A 26,600-nucleotide genomic window follows, 5' to 3' on the forward strand; every position below is an offset into this window, starting at 1 on the left:
CCTTCGACCTTTCGGTCTCTGCGGCCTTCCGGCGGTTCCGACTCTATCAGATCCTTTCGGGCCCGATTCCCCGGTCGGCGGGGGTTTTGCTTTTGCTTCACCGGCCTTGCGGCCGCTTCGGCGTTCCAAACTCTAGCGACTCTTCCCCGAGACTCATAATCGAGTCATTCGAAATTGATTTCGGGCGCGCCGAAATCGTTCCCGGTCGGGATGTCGTGCAGGAGTTTGAGGTGCCGCATCTGCGGCGGGATGCCGTCACAGAACCGTTCCGGCTCCGTGACAACCCGAAGAACTTTACGCATCGGGATGGGGCGTGTCAACTTCCGGCCGTGGGCGGTCCGACGACCGTCCGACGCACCGTCAGTCCAGGTCGCTGACCCGGCCGGCGGCGTCCGGCTGCGTGTCCTCGACACGGCGCAGCAGCCGGGTCAGCACCTCGCCCAGGACACAGCGCTCGGTCGGCGTGAGGTCCTGGAGGAGGTCCTCCTCGTAGACCGTGAAGAGGCGCATCGCCTCCAGCCACTTCTCGCGGCCCTCGTCGGTGAGCTCGATGATCACGCGCACCCGGTTGGCCTCGTCGCGCTCCCGGGTCACCAGACCCTCGGCGACCATCCGGTCGATGCGGTGCGTCATCGCGGCCGGGGTGAGGCCGAGGCCCTTCGCCAGTTCGCTCGGACCCATCCGGTACGGGGCACCGGACAGGACCAGCGCCTTCAGGACCTCCCACTCGGCGTTGCTGATGCCGAGGTTCGCGGTCTGCCGTCCGTAGGCCACGTTCATGCGCCGGTTGAGGCGGCCCAGGGCCGAGACGATCTTCTCGACCTGAGGGTCGAGGCCCTGGAATTCGCGCTGGTACGCGGCGATCTGCTCTTCGAGGGTCGGCTCACTGACGCCGGGGGTGTCACCCATGGCCGCAGTATGACACGACAGAGGTTGGCATCGAAGTTCTTCCGGGTGTAGTGTTTAGCTTCGAACTTTAACGTCGAAGTCTTCAGGCTTCACTTCTAAGGCAGGTGAAAGTGACCAGGGCGATGGGCGCAGCGATGCGCCGGATCCAGGCAGGGAGCGCGCTGAGCGCGTTCGGTATCGGCTTCACGGTCCCGTTCCTCTACGTCTATGTGGCGCAGGTCCGGGGACTGGGTGCCAGTGCGGCGGGCGTCGTGCTCGCCGCGTTCGCCGTGGCCGCCCTGGTCGTCCTGCCCTTCACCGGCCGCGCCATAGACCGGCGCGGTCCGCTGCCGGTGCTGGTGGCAGCAGCCCTGGCGTCGGCCGTGGGCGCGGTGTCGCTCGGGCTCGCCTCGAGCGGGACGGCGGCGCTCCTCGCCGCGTCGGCGCTCGGTGCGGGCACCGCCGTGATGCAGCCCGCGCTCGCCACGATGGTCGTGTGGTGCTCCGGGCCGTCCTCGCGCACCCGGGCCTTCGCGATGCAGTTCTTCCTGCAGAACCTCGGCCTCGGCATAGGCGGACTCATCGGCGGTCAGATCGTCGACGAGCACCGGCCCGCCAGCTTCACGCTGCTGTTCTCCATCGAGGCCGTGATGTTCCTGGTGCTGGCCGCGATAGCCGCTTCGGTGCGGATGCCGCGGGTGCCGGCGATCGAGGGCGCCGTACCGGCCGTGGCGAAGGACGCCTCGGCCGCGGGGACGGGCGGTGTGCGGGCACTGCTGCGGCACCGGGCCATGGTGCAGCTGTGCGTGCTGGGGTTCGTGCTCTTCTTCGCCTGCTACGGACAGTTCGAGTCCGGTCTGTCGGCGTACGGCGTCGAGGCCGCGGGCATCTCGCCCTCGACGCTCGGTATCGCGCTCGCGGCGAACACGGCGATGATCGTGGTCGCGCAGTTCGCGGTGCTGCGGTTCGTCGAGCGGCGCCGGCGGTCCCGTGTGATCGCCCTGGTGGGGCTCATATGGGCGGTCGCCTGGGGGATGGCGGGCTACGCCGGCCTCGGGCACGGCAGTCAGGCCATGGCCACGGCCGCGTTCATCTCGACGTACGCGCTGTTCGGGCTCGGCGAGGCGATGCTGTCGCCGACCATGGCGCCGTTGGTCGCCGACCTGGCGCCCGATGGCAGGGTCGGGCAGTACAACTCGGCCTTCGCCCTGGTGAAGCAGCTCGCCCTCGCGGTGGGACCCGCGGTGGGCGGCCCCATGGCCGCGGCGCTGCACGGGCCGTACGTCCTGACCTTCCTGCTGTGCTCGCTCGGCATCACGGCACTCGCGCTGCGGCTTGGGCGCCGGCTCACCCCGGTGCAGGACCGGCCGTCGCTGGCGGGCAGCCGGATCGTGACCGAGGGCGGCGCCCCCGCCGCCCCTTCCGCCCCGGTCCCGGTGCACGCCTAGAGCACCGGGGCGGACCGGCCGCCCGGGGCCCTACTTCGGCAGGGCGAACTCGCACCACACCGCCTTGCCGCCCCCGGGTGTCCGCCTCGATCCCCAGTTGGAGGCGATGGTCGCGATGATCGCGATGCCCCGGCCCGCCTCGTCGACCGGCTCGGCCCGGCGGCGGCGTGGCAGATGGTCGTCGCCGTCGGTGACCTCGACGATGAGCCGGCGGTCGGTGCGCCGGAGCCGCAGCCGCATGGGCGGTGTGCCGTGCTGGAGGGAGTTGGCGACGAGTTCGCTGACGGCCAGGACCCCCAGGTCGTGGAGTTCGGTGGGGAAGCGCCAGCTGGCGAGGACGCCGGAGGCGAAGGCCCGCGCGCGGGGGGCCGCTTCCACACCGCCGAGGAGCTCCAGGGCGGCGTTGCGGAACAGCTCGCCGTCGGGGCCGCTGCGGGACGGGTGCTGAAGGACGAGGACGGCGACGTCGTCGTCGTGGTCGGCGGTGATCCCGGCGGTTCGGATGAGCCGGTCGCAGACGACCTGCGGGCTGCCGGTGGCTCCGGCGAGGGCGCCTTCCAGCGCGGCCACGCCCTCGTCGATGTCCTCGCCCCGGCGCTCCACCAGCCCGTCGGTGTACAGGACGGCGGTGGAGCCGGGGCCCAGCGGGATGGATGCGGAGGAGTGCAGCCAGCCGCCGGTGCCGAGCGGCGGGCCGGTGGGCTCGTCGCCGCGGTGGACGGTGCCGCTCTCGTCGCGTACGAGGATCGGCAGATGGCCCGCCGACGCGTACACCAGCCGGCCCTCGTTCGGGTCGTGGACCGCGTAGACGCAGGTGGCGATCTGGTTGGGGTCGATCTCGGTGGCGAGGCCGTCCAGCAGTTGGAGCACCTCGTGCGGGGGCAGGTCGAGGCGGGCGTAGGCGCGGACGGCGGTACGCAGCTGGCCCATCACGGCGGCGGCACGGACCCCGCGGCCCATGACGTCGCCGATGACGAGGGCGGTGCGACCGCCGCCGAGGGTGATGACGTCGTACCAGTCGCCGCCGACAGCGGCCTCGGTGCCGCCGGGCTGGTAGGTGGCCGCGATCCGCAGGTCGTCGGGCTCCTCCAACTCCTGCGGCAGGAGGGAGCGCTGGAGGGTGACGGCGGTCTCGCGCTGGCGGCGCTCGCTGGCACGCAGCCGCTCGGCGGCCTCGGCGTGGTCGGTGACGTCGGCGGCGAAGATCAGGACGCCGCCCCCTTCGGGGGTGGCGAGCGGGTCGACGGGGGTGCAGGTGAACGTGTACGAGCGGCCGTCGGGCGCCTTGCGGGACTTGACCGTACGGGGCTTGGCGCTGCGCAGCACCTGGTCCAGGAGCGGCAGCAGGCCCAGCTCGTCGAGCTCGGGCAGTGCCTCGCGCGCCGGCTCGCCGAGGGGACGGGTGCCGAAGGCCGCGGCATAGGCGTCGTTGACGTACGCGATGCGGTGGTCGGGGCCGTGCACCAGGGCGACGAGGGCCGGGATGCGGTCGAGGACGTCGCGTACGGGGAGGTCGTCGACGGCGGGCGCGGGGGCGTCCGTGACGGCCCGTCGCCCGGCGCGGGCGGCGGGTACGGGGCTGTCGCCCCGCCGGTCCGGGGAGATCCCGTTATCGGTCCGCGCTGCGGCGCGGCGCTGTGTGCCGGGGAGCCGGGCGCTCCAGCGGGTGAAGTTCACCGATTCTTGCCTCGTGTCGTCGTGTGGGCCTGCCCCACCGCAGCCGGGGGTCCGGGGACCCGCGGCAGAGCCGCTGTTGGGCACTGTCCGGGTGAACACAGCACTGGGAAGAAGCCTCGTGATGTCGCGGGCGGGCGGGGGCCGCCCATGGTCACGGAGCCAGTCTGGCCGACGGGACCGACATCCGTGAGACGCCGGACCTGTCGCTGGAGTTCCTGGCTCCGGTCAGGACGACCCCTTCGGGTCCTTGGGAGGCTTACCCCCGGCCGCGAGTTCGAACTCCGCCCGGGGATGTTCGAGCGATCCCAGGGACACGATCTCGCGGGTGAACAGCCCGGCGAGGGTCCATTCGGCGAGCACGCGGGCCTTGCGGTTGGAGGTGGGCATCCTGCTCAGGTGGTAGACGCGGTGCATGAACCAGGCAGGGTAGCCCTTCAGCTTGCGCCCGTAGACGTGGGCGACGCCCTTGTGCAGCCCGAGTGAGGCGACGGAGCCGACATAGGCGTGGGCGTACTGCCGGAGGGGCTGTCCGCGCAGGGACGCGGCGATGTTGTCGGCGAGGACCCTGGACTGGCGGACCGCGTGCTGGGCGTTGGGGGCGCACTCCTTGCCGGGCTCGTCGGAGGTCACGTCGGGCACGGCGGCGGCGTCCCCGGCGGACCAGGCGTGCGGCGCGCCGTCGATGGTGAGCTCGGCGGTGCACTTGAGGCGGCCGCGGTCGGTGCGGGGCAGGTCGGTCGCCTCGAGGACGGGGTGGGGTTTGACGCCAGCGGTCCACACGACCGTACGAGCGGGGAAGCGGGAGCCGTCACTCAGAACGGCGACACGGTCCGCGCAGGAGTCGAGCCGGGTCTCCAGGCGTACGTCGATGTTGCGCCGGCGCAGTTCCCGCACGGTGTACTGGCCCATCTCGGGACCGACCTCGGGGAGGATGCGGTCGCTCGCCTCCACGAGGATCCACTTCATGTCCTCGGCCTTGATGTTGTGGTAGTAGCGCGTGGCGTAGCGGGCCATGTCCTCCAGTTCGGCGAGCGCTTCCACGCCCGCGTAGCCGCCGCCGACGAAGACGAAGGTGAGGGCGGCGTCGCGGACGGCGGGGTCGCGGGTCGAGGAGGCGATGTCCATCTGCTCGATGACGTGGTTGCGCAGCCCTATGGCCTCTTCGACGGTCTTGAAGCCGATGGCGTAGTCGGCGAGGCCCGGGATCGGCAGGGTGCGCGACACGGAGCCGGGAGCCAGGACGAGTTCGTCGTAGGGGATCTCGACGGCCCCGGTGCCCTCCTCGTCGCTGGCGAGGGTGGTGATCGTCGCGGTGCGCTTGGTGTGCGCGATCGACCGGGCCTCGCCCGCGACGACACGGCAGCGGTGCAGCACCCGGCGCAGCGGTACGACGACGTGCCGCGGGGAGATGGATCCGGCCGCGGCCTCCGGCAGGAAGGGCTGGTACGTCATGTAGGGCTCGGGCGAGACCACCACGATCTCGACGTCGCCGCGGTCGAGTTCGGGTTTCAGCTTCTGCTGCAGACGCAGAGCCGTATACATCCCGACGGAACCGCCGCCGACAACGAGAACGCGGGTGCGCGGCGTGGGGCCGGGGGGCGTCCCCGGGGATACAGAAGCCTTCACCTTCCCATGAGGCATCGGGCTTCGGCGTTTGTCCACAGGCCCGGCAATGTATGTAACCGGCCAAGTTGCGCCGCGCGGATTGAGCGTTTTGCCGGAGTCCAGGAAAGAAGTGCAGGTCAGCGCGGTGGTGCAGGGGGCGCACCAGGGGTGCAATCGGGGCCGAAATGGTGCGTACTCCGATCGGGGGGCGCACCGTGCGGAATCTGCCCCTTCTGAATTGACTCTGCCTCAACTATGTTCGTGTGTCGTCGGAGTGCGGGGGATGTGCTCGGCGGGCTCGCCGGACGCGAACTCGGGGCAATCTGCGCGTTCCGCGCGCACCGGCTGCCGATGACGGGGAGTCTCCGGGGGGAGACGTCATTACCGGGGGAACACATATGCATATTCAGGACTCTCATTGGACGTCCAGCACCGCTGCCGCTCTGACCGGCAAGGCAGTGGGCGGAGTGCCGGGTGGGCACGGCCGCGGGGCCGACGGCTCACGGTCGACCCCGCTGCGCGTCGACGCCCAGCGCAATCTCGAGCATGTGCTGCGTGCGGCACGCGAGGTCTTCGGTGAGCTGGGGTACGGCGCGCCGATGGAGGATGTGGCGCGGCGGGCGCGGGTCGGCGTCGGCACGGTGTACCGGCGCTTTCCGAGCAAGGACGTGCTGGTGCGGCGGATCGCCGAGGAGGAGACCGCCCGGCTGACCGAACAGGCACGGACCGCGCTCGGGCAGGAGGAAGAGCCGTGGTCGGCGCTGTCGCGCTTCCTGCGCACGTCGGTGGCCTCGGGCGCCGGGCGGCTGCTGCCGCCGCAGGTGCTGCGGGTGGGCGTGGACGAGCGGGCGCACGCGGAGCCGCGGATGCCCCAGCACCGCGATGTGCTGCCGCCGGGTGAGCTGCGGCTGGTCGAGCAGCGTCCGGCGCCCGTCGAGGAGACGGTGCCCGACGCGGGTGCCGCCGCACTGCTCGACGTGGTGGGCCGGCTGGTGGACCGGGCGCGCGCGGCCGGTGAGCTGCGTGAGGACGTGACCGTGTCCGACGTACTGCTGGTGATAGCCACGGCCGCGCCCGCGCTGCCGGACGCGGCGCAGCAGGCGGCGGCCTCCTCCCGGTTGCTCGACATCCTGCTCGAGGGGCTGCGTTCGCGGCCCGCGTAGGACGGCGCCGGCCACCCGTCCGGAGGACTGCGAGCAAACGACTCAGCATGCCCGAAACGGGTGACCGGCCGTGCGCGGTTCCGGTCGTTGTCCCCGGATGAGTGGTGGAAGGAACGAACGGTCCGCCCGGAAAGCCCTCGTATGACACTCTTTCCCGATGTCGGATCTGGGAGTGCGTTCGGGGGCTTTCCGCGATGGGCGTTGAGGGGCGGGACGAGCGGCTCGGTGGCGGCGGCAGCGGAACCGACGGACAGCCGTCGCGCCAGGTGCCGAGCCAGGGCGCCCCCGCGGAACCGTCCGGCGCGCCAACCTCGCCCACCGAGCCCACCGGGCAACCCTCGCCTACGGCACCGCCCACGCGCCCCTTACCGACTGCGCCGCCGGCCCGGCCGTCACCGCCCGCCCGGTCCGCGGCATCGGCGGACGCTGCGGTGCCCTCGCCGTCCTCGCCGTCCGGGGCTGCCGCTGCATCCGGGGCGGCCGCTGCACCCGCGGCGTCCTCGCCGTCCGGCCGCCCGGGCCGGACCCCGGCCCGGCCCGGGCCCAGTGTGCCGTCGCAGCGCGAGCCCACCGGGCGGCACCCGGTACAGGACACCCCTGCGTCCGATCGGCCGCCCTCGGACGTGGACTTGATCGGCCGGATGCGGGCGGGCGACGACGACACGGCGTACGAGGAGCTGTACCGCCGCCATGCGGGGGCCGTACGCCGCTACGCCCGGACCTGCTGCCGCGACGCGCACACCGCCGACGACCTCACGGCCGAGGTGTTCGCCCGGATGCTGCAGGCCGTACGCGGCGGCGCCGGACCCGAACACGCGGTACGGGCCTATCTGCTGACCACGGTGCGACGCGTCGCCGCGCACTGGGCGACGTCGGCGAAGCGGGAACAGCTGGTCGACGACTTCGCCGTGTTCGCGGCGCAGGCCGCCCGTGGTGCCGAGGGCTCCGACGGGACCACGCCGTTACCGGCTCCGGGCTCCTTCGGAACGGGCGTCGACCTGGGCGCCGACGTCCGGGCGATGCACGAGGCCGAACAGTCCCTCGCCATGCAGGCGTTCCGCAGCCTGCCCGAGCGCTGGCAGGCCGTGCTGTGGCACACCGAGGTCGAGGACGAGTCCCCCAGCCAGGTCGCCATGCTGTTCGGGCTCGACGCCAACGGCACCCGTGTCCTCGCCAGCCGGGCCCGCGAAGGCCTCAGACAGGCGTATCTGCAGGCGCATGTCAGCGCCGCGCTCACCTCGGACGAGGAGTGCGCCCGCTACGCCGACCAGCTCGGCAAATACGCCCGCGGCGGGCTGCGCACCCGGGCCGAGCGCGGGCTGCGCAAGCATCTGGCGGAGTGCGCGAAGTGCCGGCTGGCCGCGAGCCAGATCAAGGAGCTCGCGAACGGCATTCCGGGTGTCGTACCGGTCGCGGTCGTCGGCTGGTTCGGTGCCGCCGGATACGCCAAGGCGGCCGCGCTCATCGGCGGCGGCGCCGTGGGTGCGGGTGCCGCCGGTGCGGCCGCGACGGCAGGATCCGGCTCGGGAGCGGCTACGGGCACGGCGGGGGCTGCAAGCACGGCGGGCACGGGCTCCGCGGGTACTGCGGGCGCAGGCTCCGCGGGAGTTGCGGGCACGGCGGGCACGGGGTCCGCGGGAGCGGGGTCGGGCGGAGCCGGTGCCGCGGCGGTGTCCGAAGGGCTGGGCGCACCGGTGAAGGCGGGCATAGCGGCCGGTGTGGTCGCCGCCGCCGGTGTCGCGCTGGCGCTCCTCCTCGCGGGCGGAGACTCCACGGCGCCCGCGCCGCAGGCGCATCCGCCGGTCCCGCGCCATGTCGTACCGCCGAAGCACACACCCGGTCCCCCGACGGCCGCGTCGAAACCGCGCGCCCCCGAGCCGGCTCCGGGGCTCGCCGCGAAGCAGTCGCCGAAGTCCCCCGCACCGGTGTCCGGCCCGGCCTCGGCACCCGCTTCGGCACCGGCTTCGGAGCCGAAGCCCACCCCCGGTCCGACGACGGCGCCCACGCCTCCCCCTGCGGAGCCGGAGCCCGGTCCGACGCCACCGGAACCGACCCCGCCGCCCGCACCCGTGGTCTACCGGTGGAGCGACCTGCAGTACGGCATCGTCGGCGACGGCACCAAACCCGAGATGCGGCTCGTCGGGAGCACCTGGGTGTGGCAGGGTCACACCCCGAGGATCGACGGCGCGAGGTACACCGACGGGGTGAGCGTGCACGGACGGTCCTCGGTGACCGTCGACCTCAACCGCGCCTGCACCTCCTTCGACGCGTTCGCCGGTGTCGACGACATGACGCCCGGCCCCGGCAAGGTGCGGTTCTCCGTCTACGCGGACGGGGTGCCGCTGTGGCAGTCCGGCACCGTGAGGGGCAACCGCCCCGCCGTACCGGTCCATGTGGATCTGACCGGGCACAGGACGGTACGGCTGGTGGTCGAACCCCGGTCGCTGCTCGCGTCGACCGCTCTCGCCGACTGGGCGGACTCGCGGTTCAGCTGCCGATGACGCCCGCGGCCGTCGCGGCGGCGAGTTCGGCGAGCACCTGGTCCGCGGTCAGCTCCGCGCCCGCCGCGCGTTCCGTCTCGTACCGCTGCTCCCCCAGCGCCGCGACCGCTTCCGCCTCCACCGTCGCCGCCTCGGTGGACTCCGGCCGCGGCCGTGGATGGCCACCGCGCCACTCGGCACCCGCCGCGAGCAGCCGGGCCGCCCGCGCATGGTCGCCGAGCCGCCCCAGCATGGTCGCCGCGCTGTCCACGAGCGCCGCGGCCACCGCGTCCGAGCAGCGCTGCGCCACGGCATCGCCGAGCACGGCGGCCAGCATCGTGAGGGCAGGCGCGGGGCCGGACTCGGCCGCGGTGATACGGGCGTCGACCCCGCCGAGCGCGGCGGCGAACTGCGGCGGCGGGCTGCCGCGCCCGGACTCCGCACGGGCCGCGTCGCAGAGTTCCCGCGCGAGGGCGGTCTCGCCGTCCTCCAGCACCACCAGCGCACGCAGCAGGCGCACGAACGCCCGCGAGTCCACCACGCCGTACCGGTCGGCCTGGGCGCCCGCCTCGTCGAGGGCCTTCGTCGCCGTGTCCCGCTCGCCCGAGCGGTAGGCGATCTCGGCGACGCGGGCGAGCAGGAACGGCGACTCCGCGTAGGCGCCCACCTCGTAGGCCAGTCGCAGCGCCTCCTCGTACTCACCCTTCGCCTCATCGAAACGGCCGCGGGCCATCGCCGCCTCGCCTGCCGCGCTGCACACCTGGGCCCGCATCCAGCGGTCGCCGGCCCTGCTGCTGAGGACCCGCAGCTCCGCGAGGTCCTCGTCGACGCCCTCCAGGCCGCCCGGCGTGTCGACGGCCATGTGGGTACGGAACATCAGGGCGACCCCCACTTCCCAGTCCCCGCCGAACCGCCGGCAGGTGGCGACCGCCTGGTCCACCGCCGGGCGCACGTCGGCCGCGCCTTCCAGGAAGAAGACCGTGAACGGCCAGATCAGGCCGGGGAAACGGGCCGCCTGCGGTTCCGGCTGCTGGAAGACGGCACGGATCGAGTCGACGTAGCGGCGCATCCCGGGGTCGCTCAGGGAACCCCTGGGGCGGGACTCGGCGACCAGGAAGAGGTGGATGAGCCGGAGGTTCATCCGCGGCCAGTACAGCGGGTCGTCCTCGGACCAGGGGCCGCAGTCGGCGAGGTGGACGTCCGGGAACCCGGAGGCGTCGGAGGCCCGGCCGGTGTCGTGCCCCGGCCCGAAGCCGGAGTCCTCCGGGGCGTCGGGCCCCGGCAGAGGTGTGCCGGTGCCGAGGTCGAGGGCCCGCCGTGCCCAGGCGGCGCCCTCCCTGCGGTAGTTGCGCAGCCACCAGAACCATCCGGTGGCCAGCACCAGGGCGCAGGCGGTCTCCTCGTCACCCTTCACCACCACCCGGTGCAGGGCGGCCCGGATGTTGTCCAGCTCGGTCTCCAGCCGTTGGATCCACGGCAGCTGGTCGGCGGAGCGCAGCAGGGGCTCCGCCTTCTCCACGAGCGCCCGTACGTACGCGGTGTGACGGTCCTCGGCGGCGGCGCGCAGCGCGGGGACTTCGGCGGCACGCTCCACCGCGTACTCGTGGATGGTTTCGAGCATGCGGTACCGCATCCCCGTGCCCTCGGGTCCGGTGCCCGGGGTGGCGACGATCAGGGACTTGTCCACGAGGGCGCCGATCAGGTCGGCGGCCGGTCCGGTGCACACCGCCTCGGCGGCCGGGAGGTCCCAGCCGCCGGCGAAGACGGACACCTCGCGCAGGACGGTCCGCTCCTGCTCGTCGAGAAGGTCCCAGGACCAGTCGACGACGGCCCGGAGGGTCTGCTGGCGCGGAAGGACCGTACGGCTGCCGCTGGTCAGCAGCCGGAAGCGGTCGTCGAGCCGGTCGGCGATCTGCCGTGGCGTGAGCAGCCGCAGCCGGGCGGCGGCCAGCTCGATGGCGAGCGGCAGCCCGTCGAGGCGGCGGCAGATCTCGGCGACGGCGTCGTGGTCCAGGACCGGGTCGAAGCCGGGGCGGACCGCGGACGCGCGCTCGGCGAAGAGCCGGTGGGCCGGGTCGGGCGGGAGCGGCTCGACCGGGCGCACCGACTCGCCGGGCACGCCGAGCGGTTCGCGGCTGGTGGCGAGGACGGTGAGTCCCGGGCAGCGGGTGAGCAGGGTCTCGGCCAGTTCGGCGGCGGCGTCGATGACGTGTTCGCAGTTGTCGAGGACCAGGAGCAGGTCGCGCTGCGCGCAGTACTCGATCAGCAGGGCGACCGGGTCGTCCTGCGGCACCGCGAGCTCACTCGTCATCAGCACGGTCTCGCGCAGGCCGAGTGCGCTGACGACGGCGCCCGGGACCGCCTCCGGCCGGTCGAGCGGGGCCAGCTCGGCCAGCCAGGCCTGCGGATGCCCGGCGGCGGCTTCCTCGGCGAGGCGGGTCTTGCCCGAGCCGCCGGGTCCGGTGAGCGTGACCAGGCGGGCTCTCTCCATGTCCCAACGGATGGCGTCGAGTTCGGGTTCCCGCCCGACGAAGGAGTTCAGACGGGGGCGGATGTTCCCCTTCCGGCCGGGGCGGCGGGCGGAGGCCGCATCGGTGGGGGCTCCGGTGGGGGTGCGCCCGGCGGAGGGCTCCCCGGTGGCAGCGCCCGCGGTGGAAGCGGCCCGGACGGCGTGGACGTCGGTGGCAGCGCCCGGCGCGGAGGCCTCCGCGGTGACGGTGTCCCGGGCGACCCCGGCGCCGTTGGGACCGCCCCGGGCGGACCCGGCCCCGGCGGGAGCGGTCCGTGCCGGAGGCGCGGGGGAGGCGACCGGGGGCGGCCCCGCGGGGTTCAGCAGCTCCGCGTGCAGGGCGCGCAGTTCGGGGCCCGGGTCGGCACCGAGACCGTCGGCCAGGGCACGGCGGGCCTCCTCGTACGCCGCCAGCGCGTCCGCTCCCCGGCCGGCGTCCCGCAGGGCACGTATCAGCAGGGCGTGCAGCGGCTCGTCGTACGGGCGGGCCGCGGTGAGGGCGCGCAGCTCCGGCAGCAGCTCGGCGGCACGGCCCAGCCGCAGGTCGGCCTCGACCCTGGCGCGGGTGGCTTCCACGCGCTGCGCCTCGGGGCGCGTCGCGCCCGCCCGGTCCGGCAGATCGGCCAGGGCCGGGCCGCGCCACAGGGACAGCGCCTCGCGCAGGGTGCGGGCGGCGGTCGACGGGTCGCCGCGGTCCAGGGCGGCGACGCCCTCGCGTACGAGGCGGTCGAAGACGTACAGGTCGACGTCGTCGCGGTCGGCGGCGAGGCGGTAGCCGCCGGGTTCCGAGGTGATGGCGTCCTTGCCGAGCGCACGGCGCAGACGTCCGATCAGGGCCTGGAGCGCGCCGGAGGCGTCGGCCGGGGGGTCGTCGTTCGCCCAGATCTCCGCGACGAGCGCATGCGTCGTCGTGGTGCGGCCGGGGTCGAGGGCGAGGACGGTGAGGGCCGCGCGCAGGCGGGGGCCGCCGAGGGGAACGGGGCCACCGTCCTGCGCCTGCGCCTGCGTGGTGCCCAGAATCTTGTACCGCACCGGCTCATTGTCGCCGGGGGCGTGCGGTGCCGCCGCGCCTTTTCCGGGCGTGGCCGCGCGAAAGTCCGCGCAGCCGCCGCCCCTCGCCCGCTACGAGGCCGTGCCCGCTCCCAGGGCGCCGCGCTGCGGCACGACCGTCCCCGTGGGCACCGCCCGCTGGCGGGACGGCGTTCCCGTCCAGCAGGTGCCCCGGCGGGAGAGGAGGCGGTGGAGCCAGAGCTCCATGGAGACCAGGTCGGCGAGCCCGTACAGGGGCCGGCCCGCGGCGGCCGCGCGCAGGGCCTTGCGGACGACGCGGCCCTCGATCAGGCCCGCCTGGGCGAGGAGCGGGTCGTCGAAGAGGGCGACCAGGCCGTCGACGGCGAGGCGCAGTCCCGCGCGCGCGGCGGCCGCGTTCGTGGTGTGCGAGGGGGCGCCCCAGCCGGGCGGCAGCTCGGCGACGCCGGCGCCCTCGAGGACCGTGCGCAGCACGGCGGCGCGTGCCCCGGGCCGGACGCGGACCGCTTCGGGGAGGGCGCGGCAGGCGCGGACGACCTGGTTGTCCAGGAAGGGTGCGTGGATGCGCTGGAAGCGGACCTCGGCGGCCTGTTCGAGGATGCGCAGGTCCGCGGCGTGGCGGGCCAGGGCCGCCCGCGCGCGGTAGTCGCCGGGACGCTGGCCGGGGCCCGGTCCGGGGCGGGTCCCTGCGCCCGTCAGACGGACCGACACCTCCGCGAGCGCCTCGCCGGTGAGCCAGCGGGCGGCGGGCCCGGGTCTCGCCCAGGTGAGCGCGGCGAGCGACGCGTCCACGGCGCCGCCGGGCTCGTCGAAGCGGCGGTGCAGCAGCCGGTCGGCGAGTTCCTCGACGCCGGTCCGGTAGGGCGTGCGGGCGAGGCGGCGGGCCACGGCGTACACGCGCGCGGGGACCGTCACGGAACCGTCCGCCTTGGCGAGTGCGGCCACGGGCCGTACCAGGTGGCGGCGTTTGCGGTCCATCAGGAGGTCGGCGAGGCGGGCCGGGTGCGCGTCCAGGACCTGCCGGGCGCCGTGCCCGGTGAGCTGGTCGGCGCTGCCCGACGAGAGCCGTGCGCGGTGCCGGGCTGCGGTCACCAGGGACGGGGCGGGCTCGTCGGTGAGGGGGACGTCCAGATCGGTGTACGGAAGGGCCTCCTCGGCCGCGGCGACGACGACGTGGTGCAGCCGCGGGCCGGCGGCGATGGCGCCCGCGCGTTCCAGTTCGGCCTCGTGGCCTCCGACGGCGAGGTCGTTGAAGGTGACGGCGAGGAGGCGCTCCCCGGCACCCGTGCCATGGCCCAGGACGGTGCCGGGCAGGCCGGGCAGGCCGGCGGCGAGCAGGGCGAGCGTGGCGGACGCGGGGCCTCCGGAGAGGTCGGCGCCGATGCCGGGCACGGGCATGCCGCGCGCGGCGCGCCGCTCTGCGGGTCCCATGCCGGGCACGGGTCCGGGGTCGATGTCCGGCACGTGCCGCGGGGCGGCGAGGCGGGCGCGTACGGCCTCCACCAGGGCGTCGCGGACTCCGTCCACCGCGGCGACGGCATCGGCCGCGGGGGCGGCGACGGCGAGGGACGCCACGGGCTCGTATCCGGCGATCTCGCGAGCGCCCGCGCGCAGGATGAGCGCGTGGCCCGGTGGGATGCGGCGCACGCCCTCGTAGGGCGTCGAGTCCTGCAGCGCCTCCGGTACGTCGGGGGCGGCGAGGAGCGCGGCCAGATGGCCGATGTCGAGGTGGGCCTCGATGAGGTCGGCGAGGGGCAGCGCTGCGGTGGCGTAGGCCGTACCGCCGGCCCACGGGGTGTGGAAGACCGGGCGGGCGCCCGCGAGGTCGCCCACGACGGTGGTACGACGGCCGACCTGGACGACAGCCGTATAGCTCCCGGACCAGGCCGTGAGATGCCGCAGCGCGCCGCCGCGCGCGGCGAACAGCCCCACCCGCAGCTGCTCGTCGCTGGCGCCGCAGGTGCCGAGGACGGCGATGCGGGTCTGCGGGTCGGCCTTCACGATCCGCACCTCGTCGGGACGCCAGTCGCCGACGGCCCACAGGGGATCGGGGTCGCCCCACAGCAGTTGGGAGCCCACCGGGTGCACGGTCTCGCCGTCTGCGCCGGTCGTGCCGGCCGATGCGCCGGGCACCCCTGCGGCGGCACTGCTCCACCCCACCAACCACCGCATTGCCGCCTCCACAGGCTGTGGACAACAGTGCACCGAAGGAACTCGGAACCATGCTGCCACGAAGGAGGCGCTCAGGAGGGGGCCCTGAGCCGCTTGCGCTCCCCCGAATGCGCCCCTGGCGAGCCGTGGTTGACGTCCCGAGCCTCCCTGCGCGCGGGGGCATGATTCAGCCATATCGACCGCGCGGGGAACCGGCGAGGCGTAGCCCGCGTGCGGGGCGGGAACAACGCACAGTCCGGGAGGCGCAGTTCGCCTCCCGGACCGGTCCGCCGCCCGCGGGGATGGAGGCGGCGGTGTTCCCCCAGCCCGCTGGATCCAGTACAGCGGGCCGACCCACGCACCGCCCATGGAAGCCCTCTTGGCCATGACCGCAGAAGAGCGCACGGACGGGCGCACGGCCACACGGCCGGAGCACGCCTTCCGGCCCTTCCGGCTCCGCCCACGGGCAACAATCCCGCCAACCGGCACTTTGCCCCTTAACGCTTGGGATGCGCCGAACTACGCTGTGTGTGTCTGTGTTTGACGGGTGGCATATTCCGCTGCGCCCGGCCGGTGGCTTTCGGCCGGACTCACGGGGGTGCCGCCGGAACAACCCAGCACGAATGCCGCGCAGCCATGCCGAAGCGCGGCAGCCGTCTGTGTCGAGGGGTGGCTCATGTCCAGGGAGCAACGCGGGCCGAACGAAAAGCTCGGTGCCGTCCTCGCCCTCGCGGGAATCAGCAACGCCGGCCTCGCCCGCCGGGTCAACGACCTCGGGGCGCAACGCGGACTGACGCTCAGGTACGACAAGACGTCCGTGGCGCGCTGGGTGTCCAAGGGGATGGTGCCGCAGGGGGCCGCACCACACCTCATCGCCGCCGCGATCGGCCAGAAGCTGGGGCGCCCCGTGCCGCTCCACGAGATCGGTCTGGCGGACGCGGACCCGGCGCCCGAAGTGGGCCTCGCCTTCCCGCGTGATGTGGCCGCGGCGGTGAAATCGGCCACCGAGCTGTACCGGCTCGACCTCGCGGGCCGCCGGGCCGGCGCCGGCGGCATCTGGCAGTCGCTCGCCGGTTCGTTCGCCGTGAGCGCCTATGCGACGCCCGCGTCCCGCTGGCTCATAACCCCGGCCGACAGCTCCGTCGCGCGCGACGCGATCCCGGCGGAGGGCAGCGGTTCACCGCTGAAGGTCGGCCACAGCGATGTGCAGAAGCTCCGGGAGGCTGCGGAGGACGCCCGGCGCTGGGATTCCAAGTACGGCGGCGGGGACTGGCGTTCGTCGATGGTGCCCGAATGCCTGCGGGTCGAGGCGGCACCGCTGCTGCTCGGCTCGTACTCGGACGAAGTGGGCCGGGCCCTGTTCGGGGCGACCGCCGAACTCACGCGGCTGGCCGGGTGGATGGCCTTCGACACCGGCCAGCAGGAGGCCGCGCAGCGCTACTACATCCAGGCCCTGCGCCTGGCGCGCGCCGCGGCCGACGTCCCCCTCGGCGGGTACGTCCTGGCCTCGATGTCGCTCCAGGCGACGTACCGCGGCTTCGGCGACGAGGGCGTCGACCTCGCGCAGGCCGCCCTGGAGCGCAACCGCGGACTGGCCACGGCCCGCACGATGAGCTTCTTCCGGCTCGTCGAGGCCCGCGCCCACGCGCGGGCCGGCGACGCGCAGGCCGCGGGGACCTCCCTGAAGGCGGCCGAGGGCTGGCTGGAGCGGGCACGCGAGGGCGACCACGACCCGTCGTGGCTCGGCTTCTACTCCTACGACCGTTTCGCCGCGGACGCCGCCGAGTGCTACCGGGACCTGAAGGCGCCGCGGCAGGTGCGGCGGTTCACGGAACAGGCGCTGTCCAGGCCGACCGAGGAATACGTGCGCTCGCACGGGTTACGGCTGGTGGTCTCGGCGGTCGCGGAGCTCGAGTCCGGCAATCTCGACGCCGCGTGCGAGCAGGGGGTGCGGGCGGTCGAGGTGGCCGGGCGGATCTCGTCGGCGCGGACGACGGAGTACGTGAAGGACCTGCTGCACCGGCTGGAGCCGTACGGGGACGAGCCGCGGGTCGTGGAGCTGCGGGAGCGGGCCCGGCCCCTGCTGATGGCGCCGGCGTAGGGCGTGTCCTGCGGATCGGCCCGGCGTCGGGGAGGGGCGTGCCCCGCCGTCACCGGTGAGCGGGACGACACGCCCGGGGCCCCGGTGCACCGCCGGAGACCGGCCGGTGTCCGCCCGGGCACCCCGGCCGGACACCGGCTCCGGGTTTGAGGGCATTGTCAGTGGCGCAGTGCACTATCGGAGGCGGGAGGTGAGGCGCGTGGCTCGGGGCGTCGGGTACGACTGCGACGTGCTGGTGATCGGCGGCGGGATCGTCGGCCTGTCGACCGCGTACGCGATCACGCGGGCCGCACCGGGGACCCGGGTGACGGTGCTGGAGAAGGAACCGGGCCCCGCCCGGCACCAGACGGGGCGCAACAGCGGCGTCATCCACAGCGGGATCTACTACCGACCGGGCTCGCTCAAGGCGCGGTACGCGGTGCGGGGCGCCGCGGAGATGGTGAAGTTCTGCGCGGAGTACGACATCCCGCACGCCGTCACGGGCAAGCTGATCGTCGCCACGGAGCGCGAGGAGCTGCCGCGGCTGCACGCGCTGGTGCAGCGCGGCCGGGAGAACGGCATTCCGGTGCGCGAGCTGGGCCCCGCCCAGATCGCGGAGTACGAGCCCGAGGTGCGCGGCCTCGCCGCGATCCATGTCGGCACGACCGGGATCTGCGACTTCCGCGCCGTGGCGCGGCGGCTCGCCGAGGCCTCCGGGGCGGAGATCCGGTACGGCGCGGAGGTCGTCCGGATCGACCGGCGTCCCGAGCTGGGCGTCGCGGTGCGGACCGCGCACGGGGACGTGGTGCGCGGGCGTGTGCTCGTGAACTGCGCGGGGCTGTACTGCGACCGCATCGCGCAGCTCACGGGGGACGAGCCCGAGATGCGGATCGTGCCGTTCCGCGGGGAGTACTACGAGCTGGCGCGGCCCGGGCTGGTGCGAGGGCTCGTGTATCCGGTGCCGGATCCGGCGTTCCCGTTCCTGGGCGTGCATCTGACCCGGGGCGTCGACGGAGGCGTCCACGTCGGGCCGAACGCGGTGCCCGCGGCCGCGCGGGAGGGGTACGGATGGGGGACCGTACGGCTCGGGGAGCTGGCCGGGACGGTGGCCTGGCCCGGCTCGTGGCACATCGCGCGGCGCCACTGGCGGTACGGGGCGGGCGAGGTACGGAGGTCCCTCTCCAAGGGAGCGTTCACCGATGCGGTGCGCAGACTGCTGCCGGCAGTGGGCGAGGACGATCTCGTACCGACCAAGGCGGGGGTGCGGGCCCAGGCGGTGCTCCGGGACGGGACCCTGGTCGACGACTTCCTCATCCGGGAAGGCTCCCGGGCGGTCCACGTGCTGAACGCACCCTCTCCCGCCGCGACGGCCTCCCTGCCGATCGGGCGTGAGGTGGGCCGAAGGGTCCTGACGGTGCTGGCGCGCGCCTGAGCCCGGGTGCGCGAACTGCGCTACCGTCCGTCTCAGGACCCGTACCGGCGGCCGACCGCCCGGCACGCGACCTGCACCGACATCCGACCTCCCGGCACGGCACCCCTCGCCCGCGGCCGGCCTCCGGTCACTGCACCCACGGCCCGCGGCCGACCGCCGCCGCGCTCCGCCCGGCCCTCCGTACAATCGACGTCACTGTGTCCGAGTACCACGAGAACCACCAGAGCAGCCCCGTGCAGGCGCGCCCGCCGCGGGAGCGGAAGCGGATGTTCCCGGAAGGGGCCGGCCCCGCGGCCGATCCGGCCGGGTCGCACTTCGAGCGGCGGATCCGGAGTTTCCAGCCCCGTCGGAGCCGGGTGACCACCGGGCAGGCGGAAGCGCTTCGGCGGCTGTGGCCGCAGTGGGGCTTCGACATCGACGGGCAGCAGACGCTCGACCCCGATCGGATGTTCGACGGCCGCCCGGTCGTCCTGGAGATCGGCTTCGGGATGGGCGAGGCGACCGCGCAGATGGCCGCCGCCGACCCGGACACCGGCATCATCGCGGTCGACGTGCACACCCCCGGCCAGGGCAACCTCCTCAATCTCGCGGAACGCAACGAGCTGACCAACGTCCGTGTCGGCAACGGCGACGCGATCATCCTGCTCCGCGAGATGCTGCCGCCCGGCAGCCTCGACGGGCTGCGCGTCTACTTCCCCGACCCCTGGCCCAAGAAGCGGCACCACAAGCGCCGCATCATCCAGCCGGACTTCCTGACGCTCGCGGCGACCCGCCTCAGGCCTGGCGCGCTGGTCCACTGCGCCACCGACTGGGAGCCGTACGCCGAACAGATGCTCGAGGTGCTCACCGCGCACCCCGACTTCGCCAACACGCAGACGGACGGCGGCTACGCGCCCCGGCCCGCCTTCCGGCCGCTCACCCGCTTCGAAGGCCAGGGGCTGGACAAGGGCCATGTCGTCCACGACCTGCTGTTCCGCCGCGCGGCCCGGAAGGACCCGGCCTGAGGCGGTGATACGGGCGCTCTCCGATGCGCCATCGCGTACACCCCCTGTCCCTCGTTAGGGTCAATGGTGTGGCCATCAGTCCCCCGTATCCGTCGTATCCGCCCGGCCCCGGTGGCCCGGGCGCGCCGGGCCCCCGGCGGCATGCGCACTGGTGGCAGCGGCGGGCGGTGCGCGGCGGCGCACTGATCACCCTGCTCACGCTCTCCGGCCTGGTCATCCTGGCTCTGGTGCGCAGGCAGACCGGCACCGAGGGGTTCCTCGTCGGGCTCGGTCTCGCGGTCCTGCCCGTGCCGCTGCTCATAGCCGCCTTCCGCTGGCTGGACCGGGTGGCGCCCGGGCCCTGGCGGAACATCGTCTTCGCCTTCGCCTGGGGTGCCTGCGCCGCGGCGCTCATAGCGATCGTCGCGAACAGCTTCGCGACCCGGTGGATCGCCACGGCCACCGCCGACCCGGGCAGCGCCGACACCCTCGGCGCGACCGTGATAGCGCCGATCGTCGAGGAGTCCGCGAAGGCCGCGGCCGTCCTGTTGATCTTCCTCTTCCGCAGACGCGACTTCACCGGGATCGTCGACGGCGTCGTCGTCGCCGGGGTCACGGCCACCGGCTTCGCGTTCACCGAGAACATCCTCTACCTCGGCAGCGCGTTCGGGACCGACCAGCTCAGCGGCGGCCGCGGGCTGACGTCCGTCACCGCGGCGACCTTCTTCGTCCGCGTGATCATGTCCCCGTTCGCGCATCCCCTCTTCACGGTCCTCACCGGCATCGGGTTCGGCATCGCCGCGGCGTCCGCGGAGCGCCAGCAGGTGCGGCGCGCCCTGGTGCCGATCGGGGGGCTGCTGCTCGCCATGGGCATGCACGCCACGTGGAACGGCTCGTCGGGCTTCGGCCGCTACGGGTTCTTCGCGGTGTACGCGGCGTTCATGGTGCCCGCCTTCGGGCTGCTCACCTGGCTGGTGATCTGGACCCGGCAGCGGGAGCTGCACACCGTGCGGGACGAGCTGCCCGCGTACGCCGCAGCGGGATGGCTGGCGCCGGCCGAGCCGCTGGTGCTCGGGTCGATGCGGGCCCGGCGGCTGGCCCGGGAGTACGCCGTGCGGGCCGGGGGCAAGCCGGCCGGGCGGGTCGTCACCGAGTACGAGGCGTACGCGACGTCGCTCGCGTTCCTGCGGCACCGGGGGCGGCGAGGCCGGGCCGGGGCCGACTTCGTCACCAGGGAACGTCAGCTGCTCGTGGAGCTCTGGCGACGGCGCGAGGTGGCGCGGCCCGCGATGGCGTACGCGGCCCATGCGGTGGCGCCGCCGGTGCCGGTGACCGTCTGGCCGGCGTACCGCCCGCCGTACGGACCGGCGGCGCCGCGGCCCTACACCTCGTACCCCCCGTCGTACAACCCCTACCGGTCCTAGGGGTGTCTCGGCGAGCCCGGCGTGATCGGCTGGACACCCCCTGGGCGACGCGGGCGCCGACGCGCCGCGGGGGACCGTGGGTACCCCCGCGGCGTCTCCCGGGCCGTCAGGCGGAGGCCGCGGTGAGGGCCGTCAGTTCCTCCTGGGTCAGCTCCAGCTCCGCGGCCGCCACCAGCGCGGGCAGCTGCTCCACGGTCCGTGCGCTCGCGATCGGGGCCGCGACCGTGGGCCGGGCAGCGAGCCAGGCGAGGGCGACCGTGGCGATCTCGGTGCCGTGCGCCTCGGCGATCCCGTCGAGCGCGGCCAGCACCTTGCGCCCGCGTTCGGTCTCCAGGTGCTTGGCCGCGCCATCCGCCCGCGGGCTGTCCACCTGGGTGCCGGGGCGGTACTTGCCGGTGAGGAAACCGGAGGCGAGGGCGAAGTACGGGGCCGCGGCGAGGCCCGCACGGGAGGCCACGTCGAGGAGCGGGCCCTCGTAGGTGTCGCGGGACACCAGGTTGTAGTGGGGCTGGAGCGCGACATAGCGAGCCAGGCCCTCGCGGTCGGAGAAGTCCAGGGACGCCTGGAGCCGCTCGGCGCTGATGTTCGACGCGCCGATCGCGCGTACCTTGCCCTCCTTCACCAACTGGTCCAGCGCGGTGATGATCTCGCCCACGGGGACGGAGGGGTCGTCGAAGTGCGTGTAGTACAGGTCGATGTGATCGGTGCCGAGCCGGCGCAGCGATTCCTCGGCAGCGGCCTTGATGGTGTGCGGTGCCAGGCCCTTGAACTTCGGGTGGGAGCCGACCTTGGTGGCGACGACGACATCGGAGCGGTTGCCGCGCGCGGCGAGCCACTTGCCGATGACGGTCTCGGATTCGCCGCCCTCATGGCCCGGCGCCCACGCCGAGTAGGCGTCGGCGGTGTCGACGAAGTTGCCGCCGGCGGCCGTGTAGGCGTCCAGGACGGCGAAGGACTGGGCCTCGTCGGCGGTCCAGCCGAAGACGTTGCCGCCCAGGCAGAGCGGGAAGACCTCGATGTCGGACGAACCCAGAGCACGAAGAGAAGTCATGTATCCCAGAATGCCGTGAACGATCACGGTATTCCGCACAATGGGGGCCTTGATCCGGCCGAATTCAGGGCCGTGGGTACCGTCCCGTCCCTGCCCTGGACCGGGTCCTCCCGGACCAGGCCCCGGGACCGGCCCGAGGACCGGTCCCGCGCGGGGCCACGGGTCAGACCGACAGGCCCTTGCCCCGCAGCCACGGCGCCGGGTCGACCGCGGTCGCCTGGCCGTTCGGGTGGACCTCGAGGTGGAGGTGCGGGCCCGTGACGTTGCCGGTGGCGCCGACGCGGCCTATGACGTCGCCCGTGCTGACCTTCTGGCCGACGCTGACGTTGATCGAGGACTGGTGGCAGTACCAGAGCTCGGTGCCGTCGTCGAGTTCGAGGACGGTGCGGTAGCCGTACGCCCCGGCCCAGCCCGCTTCCTTCACGGTGGCCGCGTGGATCGCCTTCAGCGGCGTGCCCGTGGGCGCGGCGAAGTCCAGGCCGGTGTGGTAGCCGGAGGACCACATGGCGCCGGGGTCGCCGAACTGACCGGTGATCGTGTACGAGACGACCGGCAGCGTGTAGCTCTTGGCGAGCTCGGCGAGGCGTGCGGCCTCCGCCTTGGCCTTGGCCTCCGCCTCGGCCTTCTTCTTCGCCGCGTCGGCGTCCGCCTGGGCCTTGTCCAGCTCGGCGCCGGCGTCCGCGACGGCCTTCTTGGCGGCGGCCTCCTCGGCCGCGGTCGCCTCGGCGTCGGCCGCCTGGTCCTGCTGCTGCTCGGCCTGCTGCATGATGCGGGCGCGCAGCGCTTCGCCGGCGTCCGTGGTGCCCTGCTTGGCGTCGGCGGTGGTGAGGCCCGCGCCGGTCAGCGGGGCCGAGGTCGAGTCGCCGGACTCCGAGGAGTCGTCGGATATCAGGGAGCCCACGCCGGGCAGGGACTTGGCCTCGTGGGTGACGCTCGACAGGTCGGGCATGGAGATGCCGACCGGCGGCTTGCCGCCCTGCGCGGTCGCGATACCGCCCGCGCCGACGGCGGCCATGACGCCGACACCCAGGACGGTGGAGCTACGGGCGAACCCGCCACGCTGCTTGACGACGCGGTGCCTGCCGCGGACCGGGCGAACGGACTCCTCGGTGGGGTTCCACTCCCCCCAGGTCTCCTCCGAGGGGCCGAAGTACCGGTCGCCGTACTCGTCGTCCGGCATCGGCGCGAAAGTGGGCTCGGGGGCAGGCCTGTTGGACGCCACGGAGGCGCACTCCTTTCCTTCCTTCTCGCCTACCGGGTTAGCTGACGGGTTCGGAGCAGGAAGGTCTCCTACGAGTGTCCTTCGCGAGGAAGAACGCCCGATTCACCCCAAGTTGGTGGTTCCCCGGCTCCCTTGCGGGACTCGGCGCGTGCGCACGGAGCCGTCTCTTGTGACGGCTGGGACAACCGCGCTGCGTTATCGAACGTTAATAGACGCGGGGTAGGGATTCCAAGCGGTTCCTCATGATCCTTGGGTTTCCTGGCTGACGGTGTGTCAGTTGTTATGCGCAGAGGCGCCGTTCCCTCACTCAAGGTGACGCCGCTCCGACGGGGCGCGGGAGCAACCGACCCATTCGGAACCCCGACGAGCGAAGGGCACATCAAGGACGTCGTACGGCGAGCAGTGCCATGTCGTCCGTCGCGGCTCCGCCGGTGTGCAGTCGCACCTCGTCCGCGAGGTGGGCCAGCAGCGCGCCCGGACCGTCGAACGCCCGGCCGAGCAGCCGGCTCGCCGGTTCGTAGAACGCGCCGTGCCGGTCACGCGCCTCGGACAGTCCGTCGGTGTAGAGGAGAAGGGTCGCTCCGTACGGAAAGTCCGATACCTCCGCACGGTCCGGCCAGGTGGCGAGTTCGCTCATGCCGAGCGGCAACGAGGCCTCCCGCGGCGCGAGGACGCGCAGCTGCCCGTCGTGCAGGAGCAGCGGGTCGGGGTGGCCGCGGTTGATGACCCGTACGACGCCCTCGCCGTGCGGGATCTCGGCGAGCACCGCCGTCGTGAACCCCTCGGCGTCGTCCAGCCCGCGCCGCCGGGTCCCCTCGCGGGTGAGTGCCCGCTCCAGGCGCTGCGCGACCGCCTCCAGCGTGGCCTCCTGCTCCGCCGCCTCACGGAAGGCGCCGATGACGACGGCCACGGCGGCGACCGCGCCCATCCCCTTACCGCGCACGTCGCCGACGATCAGCCGTACGCCGTGGGGCGTGTCCTGCACCGCGTAGAGGTCTCCGCCGATGAACGCGTCCGCCTGCGCCGCCTCGTAGCGGGCGGCGACGTCGAGTCCGCCGATCCGGTCGGCCGGTTCGGGCAGGACGGCGCGCTGGGCGGCCTCGGCGATCTCGCGGGCGGAGGCGAGGCGTGCGTCGCTGCGGCGGACGACGCGGTTGATGACGACGGCGAGCGCGGCGACCGTCACGACGGTGACGAACTCGGTGACGCCTTCCACGAGGGTGGCGTTGCCGTTGTACGTGTGCAGCGCCAGGGTCGCGGCCGATGCGGTCAGACCGGTGACCAGGGTGGCGCCCAGCGAGTAGAAGGGGGCGGCGATGAGGGGGGCCGCGGCAAAGATCGGCGCGGCGGTGAACTCGCGGGGCGTCGCCAGATCGAAGACCAGGCCGATGACGATGAGGAGGAAGGGGAGCGCGCGGACGAAGGCACGGGCGGCGGACGAGACCCTGTCGGGCTGCGCGTCCGCGGCCGCGCCGACGGGGTCGAGGGGCCCGCTGGGTCCGGGGCGCCGGACAGCGGTCCGGGCGGAGGCGAGCAGGCCGGCCGGGGTGTCCGGGTGGACGGGAGCCGCGGCGTCCGCGGGGACAGGCGTGTCCCTGTCGGCGCGAGCGGCGGCGACCGGTCCGGTGGGGACGGCCCTGCGGGCCGTGGGCGAGGCCGGCATGTCCACGGGGGCGGCCGCCTCCGTGGGAACCGCGAGGCGCAACTCGTCGGCCGCCACGGGCCCCGGGTCACCGGTCACCGCGCCCGGAACCCCGCCATACCCGTGCCCCGCACCGTACGCGCCGTCCCCGAAGCCGTACCCGAGGTCGTCTCCGCCCTCGCCGTACCCGCCGCACCTGAGGCAGACGACACACTCGCCGTACGCGCGGTGCTCGCCGTACCCGCCGTGCTCGCCGTAGGCGCCGTGCTCGACGCACTCGCCGTACGGCCCCGGCTCGCTGTGCGGCCCCGGCTCGCCCTCGTGCTCCCGGTGACCGCGTCCTCCTCGGTGGCCCACCGCTCGCCTCCTGCCGCTGCCGCGCCCGAGATCGCGCTCCACCCAGGCTTCACGGAGCACGGGCGGGGGGCTAGTTGGTGTGGGCCGGGCAGGTGACGCATGTGCAAACAGCCGAGGGCCGGAACCATTTCTGGTTCCGGCCCTCGGCTTCAGTAGCGGGGACAGGATTTGAACCTGCGACCTCTGGGTTATGAGCCCAGCGAGCTACCGAGCTGCTCCACCCCGCGTCGGTAAGACCAAGTGTACGCCATCTCGAGGACTCCTCGTGCACGGGTTTACTTCACCCCCACGCAAGCGGCCACGCCCCCGCCCTGCGCTTCCGAGCCGCGGTCGGCCAACGGCGTGCCGGGGCCCGGCAGGCACGGCAGCCGCGGCACAGCGGCCGACCCACCGGCTGCACCGTGAGCCTCGGGGCGCCGTCGAGTTGACCGGCGGTGAGCGCGGCCGCCGGGCGACCACCCCGCCTCCGGACTCGCCCGCCCCGCCAGGCCCCGGAAACGGCAGAACCCCCGCCGACCAGGTCAGCGGGGGTTTCCGACCCCGAAGGGTCCGGTAGGCCGTGTGGGACTCGAACCCACAACCAATGGATTAAAAGTCCACTGCTCTGCCAATTGAGCTAACGGCCCGCGTTGATGCACCCCCGAGCATAGCGGGACAGGGCCGTGACTCCGATCGGGTATAGGGGTCACGGCACTGTCGAGCCTCGTCGCGCGGCTCCTCCCGCGCGTCTCCACGCGGGACGCGGGCCACTTCGCGGCACGGGCGCGGTCGTACTGCACCCTCGTCGCGCCGTGGGCCTCCTCGGTGATGTGCGCGGGGGCGCCGCCGGCCGGTGAAGGCGTCCTGCGCCATCGGCAGCCCGAGGAGCCCGGGGCGGAGGGCGTACGGGCCGCCACCCCGGCCGGTGTTGTTCGCGAAGTCCGTGAACACGTAAACGCCGGAAGGGCCCGACGACCGAAGTCGTGCGGGCCCTTCCGGGAACGTGTGCCGCCGGGGCGGTCGTCAGCCGTTGCGCTTCCAGCGCGGCTTGTCCTCGCGGCGGCCGAAGGAACCGGCGCCGGAGGAGCGGTGGTCGTCGCGGCGGGTGTTCGGGCGGTCGTGGCCGCCGGGGCGGAAGCCGCCACGGTCGGCGCGGTCACGGTTGAACGGGCGGTCGCCGCCACGGTGGCCGCCGGAGCGGTCGTCACGGCGGAAGCCGCCACGCTCACGGTCGTTGTCACGGCGGAAGCCACCGCGGTCGCCGTCACGGTCGTTGTCACGACGGAAACCCGGACGGTCATTGTCACGACGGAAACCACCGCGGTCACGGTCACGGTCGTTGTCACGACGGAAACCCGGACGGTCATTGTCACGACGGAAACCACCGCGGTCGCCGTCACGGTCGTTGTCACGACGGAAACCCGGACGGTCATTGTCACGACGGAAACCACCGCGGTCACGGTCACGGTCGTTGTCACGT

At 73.7% G+C, this 26,600-nt stretch carries 15 protein-coding genes, 2 tRNA genes, 1 pseudogene and 1 riboswitch; of the genes and pseudogenes, 7 read left to right on the plus strand and 11 right to left on the minus strand.

Features of this window, described 5'->3' with window-relative positions; genetic code table 11:
- Positions 1–360 precede the first annotated feature (360 nt).
- Positions 361–909 (minus strand): MarR family winged helix-turn-helix transcriptional regulator, encoded by a 549-nt coding sequence (locus tag ACWCP6_RS34625; protein ID WP_450936609.1) that lies wholly within the window; start codon positions 907–909, stop codon positions 361–363.
- 122 nt (positions 910–1,031) lie between these two features.
- Here ACWCP6_RS34625 and ACWCP6_RS34630 point away from each other — a divergent pair, with 122 nt between their 5' ends.
- The gene (locus ACWCP6_RS34630) at positions 1,032–2,336 is read left to right on the plus strand and encodes an MFS transporter (RefSeq protein WP_450936610.1); all 1,305 of its coding nucleotides are present in this window, start codon (positions 1,032–1,034) and stop codon (positions 2,334–2,336) included.
- Positions 2,337–2,366: 30 nt separating this feature from the next.
- Here ACWCP6_RS34630 and ACWCP6_RS34635 read toward each other — a convergent pair whose 3' ends face one another.
- Both ACWCP6_RS34635 and ACWCP6_RS34640 read right to left on the minus strand, forming a co-directional pair.
- Positions 2,367–4,013: an ATP-binding SpoIIE family protein phosphatase gene (locus tag ACWCP6_RS34635; protein WP_450936611.1), complete on the minus strand. Its 1,647-nt coding sequence runs from the start codon at positions 4,011–4,013 to the stop codon at positions 2,367–2,369.
- A 225-nt stretch (positions 4,014–4,238) separates the two neighbouring features.
- Positions 4,239–5,654 (minus strand): NAD(P)/FAD-dependent oxidoreductase, encoded by a 1,416-nt coding sequence (locus tag ACWCP6_RS34640; RefSeq protein ID WP_450936612.1) that lies wholly within the window; start codon positions 5,652–5,654, stop codon positions 4,239–4,241.
- A gap of 362 nt (positions 5,655–6,016) precedes the next feature.
- Here ACWCP6_RS34640 and ACWCP6_RS34645 point away from each other — a divergent pair, with 362 nt between their 5' ends.
- Positions 6,017–6,781 (plus strand): TetR/AcrR family transcriptional regulator, encoded by a 765-nt coding sequence (locus tag ACWCP6_RS34645; protein WP_450936613.1) that lies wholly within the window; start codon positions 6,017–6,019, stop codon positions 6,779–6,781.
- Positions 6,782–6,975: 194 nt separating this feature from the next.
- Positions 6,976–9,282: a sigma-70 family RNA polymerase sigma factor gene (locus ACWCP6_RS34650; RefSeq protein WP_450936614.1), complete on the plus strand. Its 2,307-nt coding sequence runs from the start codon at positions 6,976–6,978 to the stop codon at positions 9,280–9,282.
- Here ACWCP6_RS34650 and ACWCP6_RS34655 read toward each other — a convergent pair.
- Positions 9,269–12,802, minus strand: coding sequence for an AfsR/SARP family transcriptional regulator (locus ACWCP6_RS34655; RefSeq protein WP_450936615.1), 3,534 nt, complete (start codon positions 12,800–12,802; stop codon positions 9,269–9,271). The genes ACWCP6_RS34650 and ACWCP6_RS34655 overlap by 14 nt on opposite strands.
- A 90-nt stretch (positions 12,803–12,892) precedes the next feature.
- Complete coding sequence (locus ACWCP6_RS34660) at positions 12,893–14,971, minus strand: asparagine synthase-related protein (RefSeq protein WP_450936616.1); 2,079 nt, start codon at positions 14,969–14,971, stop codon at positions 12,893–12,895.
- A 655-nt stretch (positions 14,972–15,626) separates the two neighbouring features.
- Here ACWCP6_RS34660 and ACWCP6_RS34665 point away from each other — a divergent pair.
- The 4 genes from ACWCP6_RS34665 (at position 15,627) to ACWCP6_RS34680 (ending at position 20,869) form a co-directional block, all read left to right on the plus strand.
- Entirely contained in the window at positions 15,627–17,051 is a 1,425-nt protein-coding gene (locus ACWCP6_RS34665) for an MFS transporter (RefSeq protein ID WP_450936617.1), read from the plus strand.
- A 190-nt stretch (positions 17,052–17,241) separates the two neighbouring features.
- Positions 17,242–18,462 carry an L-2-hydroxyglutarate oxidase gene (gene lhgO, locus ACWCP6_RS34670; RefSeq protein WP_450936618.1) on the plus strand — a complete coding sequence of 407 codons (1,221 nt, stop codon included), beginning with the start codon at positions 17,242–17,244 and terminating at the stop codon, positions 18,460–18,462.
- A gap of 266 nt (positions 18,463–18,728) precedes the next feature.
- Positions 18,729–19,466, plus strand: a complete 738-nt coding sequence (gene trmB, locus ACWCP6_RS34675; RefSeq protein ID WP_450936627.1) for a tRNA (guanosine(46)-N7)-methyltransferase TrmB — start codon at positions 18,729–18,731, stop codon at positions 19,464–19,466.
- Positions 19,467–19,534: 68 nt separating this feature from the next.
- Positions 19,535–20,869, plus strand: coding sequence for a PrsW family intramembrane metalloprotease (locus ACWCP6_RS34680; protein WP_450936619.1), 1,335 nt, complete (start codon positions 19,535–19,537; stop codon positions 20,867–20,869).
- A 106-nt stretch (positions 20,870–20,975) separates the two neighbouring features.
- Here the strand turns inward: ACWCP6_RS34680 and ACWCP6_RS34685 are convergent, their stop codons facing one another.
- The 6 genes and pseudogenes from ACWCP6_RS34685 to ACWCP6_RS34710 all read right to left on the minus strand — a co-directional run.
- Positions 20,976–21,920, minus strand: coding sequence for an aldo/keto reductase (locus tag ACWCP6_RS34685; RefSeq protein ID WP_450936620.1), 945 nt, complete (start codon positions 21,918–21,920; stop codon positions 20,976–20,978).
- 163 nt (positions 21,921–22,083) lie between these two features.
- Positions 22,084–23,142, minus strand: coding sequence for a M23 family metallopeptidase (locus ACWCP6_RS34690; RefSeq protein WP_450936621.1), 1,059 nt, complete (start codon positions 23,140–23,142; stop codon positions 22,084–22,086).
- 11 nt (positions 23,143–23,153) lie between these two features.
- Positions 23,154–23,299: riboswitch (cyclic di-AMP (ydaO/yuaA leader) on the minus strand.
- Between the two features lie 222 nt (positions 23,300–23,521).
- Positions 23,522–24,679: a PP2C family protein-serine/threonine phosphatase gene (locus ACWCP6_RS34695; RefSeq protein WP_450936628.1), complete on the minus strand. Its 1,158-nt coding sequence runs from the start codon at positions 24,677–24,679 to the stop codon at positions 23,522–23,524.
- A gap of 615 nt (positions 24,680–25,294) precedes the next feature.
- Positions 25,295–25,368, minus strand: a tRNA-Met gene (locus tag ACWCP6_RS34700).
- Positions 25,369–25,694: 326 nt separating this feature from the next.
- Positions 25,695–25,767, minus strand: a tRNA-Lys gene (locus tag ACWCP6_RS34705).
- A gap of 376 nt (positions 25,768–26,143) precedes the next feature.
- Positions 26,144–26,600: pseudogene (locus ACWCP6_RS34710) on the minus strand (DEAD/DEAH box helicase); the annotation flags it as partial.

The sequence above is a fragment of the Streptomyces sp. NPDC002004 genome, assembly GCF_053593975.1.

Excerpts from the sequence above, each read along its gene's own strand:
- ACWCP6_RS34645 (WP_450936613.1), top strand. The coding sequence starts at position 6,017 with ATGCATATTCAGGACTCTCATTGGACGTCCAGCACCGCTGCCGCTCTG.
- ACWCP6_RS34685 (WP_450936620.1), bottom strand. The coding sequence starts at position 21,920 with ATGACTTCTCTTCGTGCTCTGGGTTCGTCCGACATCGAGGTCTTCCCG.
- trmB (WP_450936627.1), top strand. The coding sequence starts at position 18,729 with ATGTTCCCGGAAGGGGCCGGCCCCGCGGCCGATCCGGCCGGGTCGCAC.
- ACWCP6_RS34630 (WP_450936610.1), top strand. The coding sequence starts at position 1,032 with ATGGGCGCAGCGATGCGCCGGATCCAGGCAGGGAGCGCGCTGAGCGCG.
- ACWCP6_RS34625 (WP_450936609.1), bottom strand. The coding sequence starts at position 909 with ATGGGTGACACCCCCGGCGTCAGTGAGCCGACCCTCGAAGAGCAGATC.
- ACWCP6_RS34665 (WP_450936617.1), top strand. The coding sequence starts at position 15,627 with ATGTCCAGGGAGCAACGCGGGCCGAACGAAAAGCTCGGTGCCGTCCTC.
- ACWCP6_RS34650 (WP_450936614.1), top strand. The coding sequence starts at position 6,976 with ATGGGCGTTGAGGGGCGGGACGAGCGGCTCGGTGGCGGCGGCAGCGGA.
- ACWCP6_RS34660 (WP_450936616.1), bottom strand. The coding sequence starts at position 14,971 with ATGCGGTGGTTGGTGGGGTGGAGCAGTGCCGCCGCAGGGGTGCCCGGC.
- ACWCP6_RS34640 (WP_450936612.1), bottom strand. The coding sequence starts at position 5,654 with ATGCCTCATGGGAAGGTGAAGGCTTCTGTATCCCCGGGGACGCCCCCC.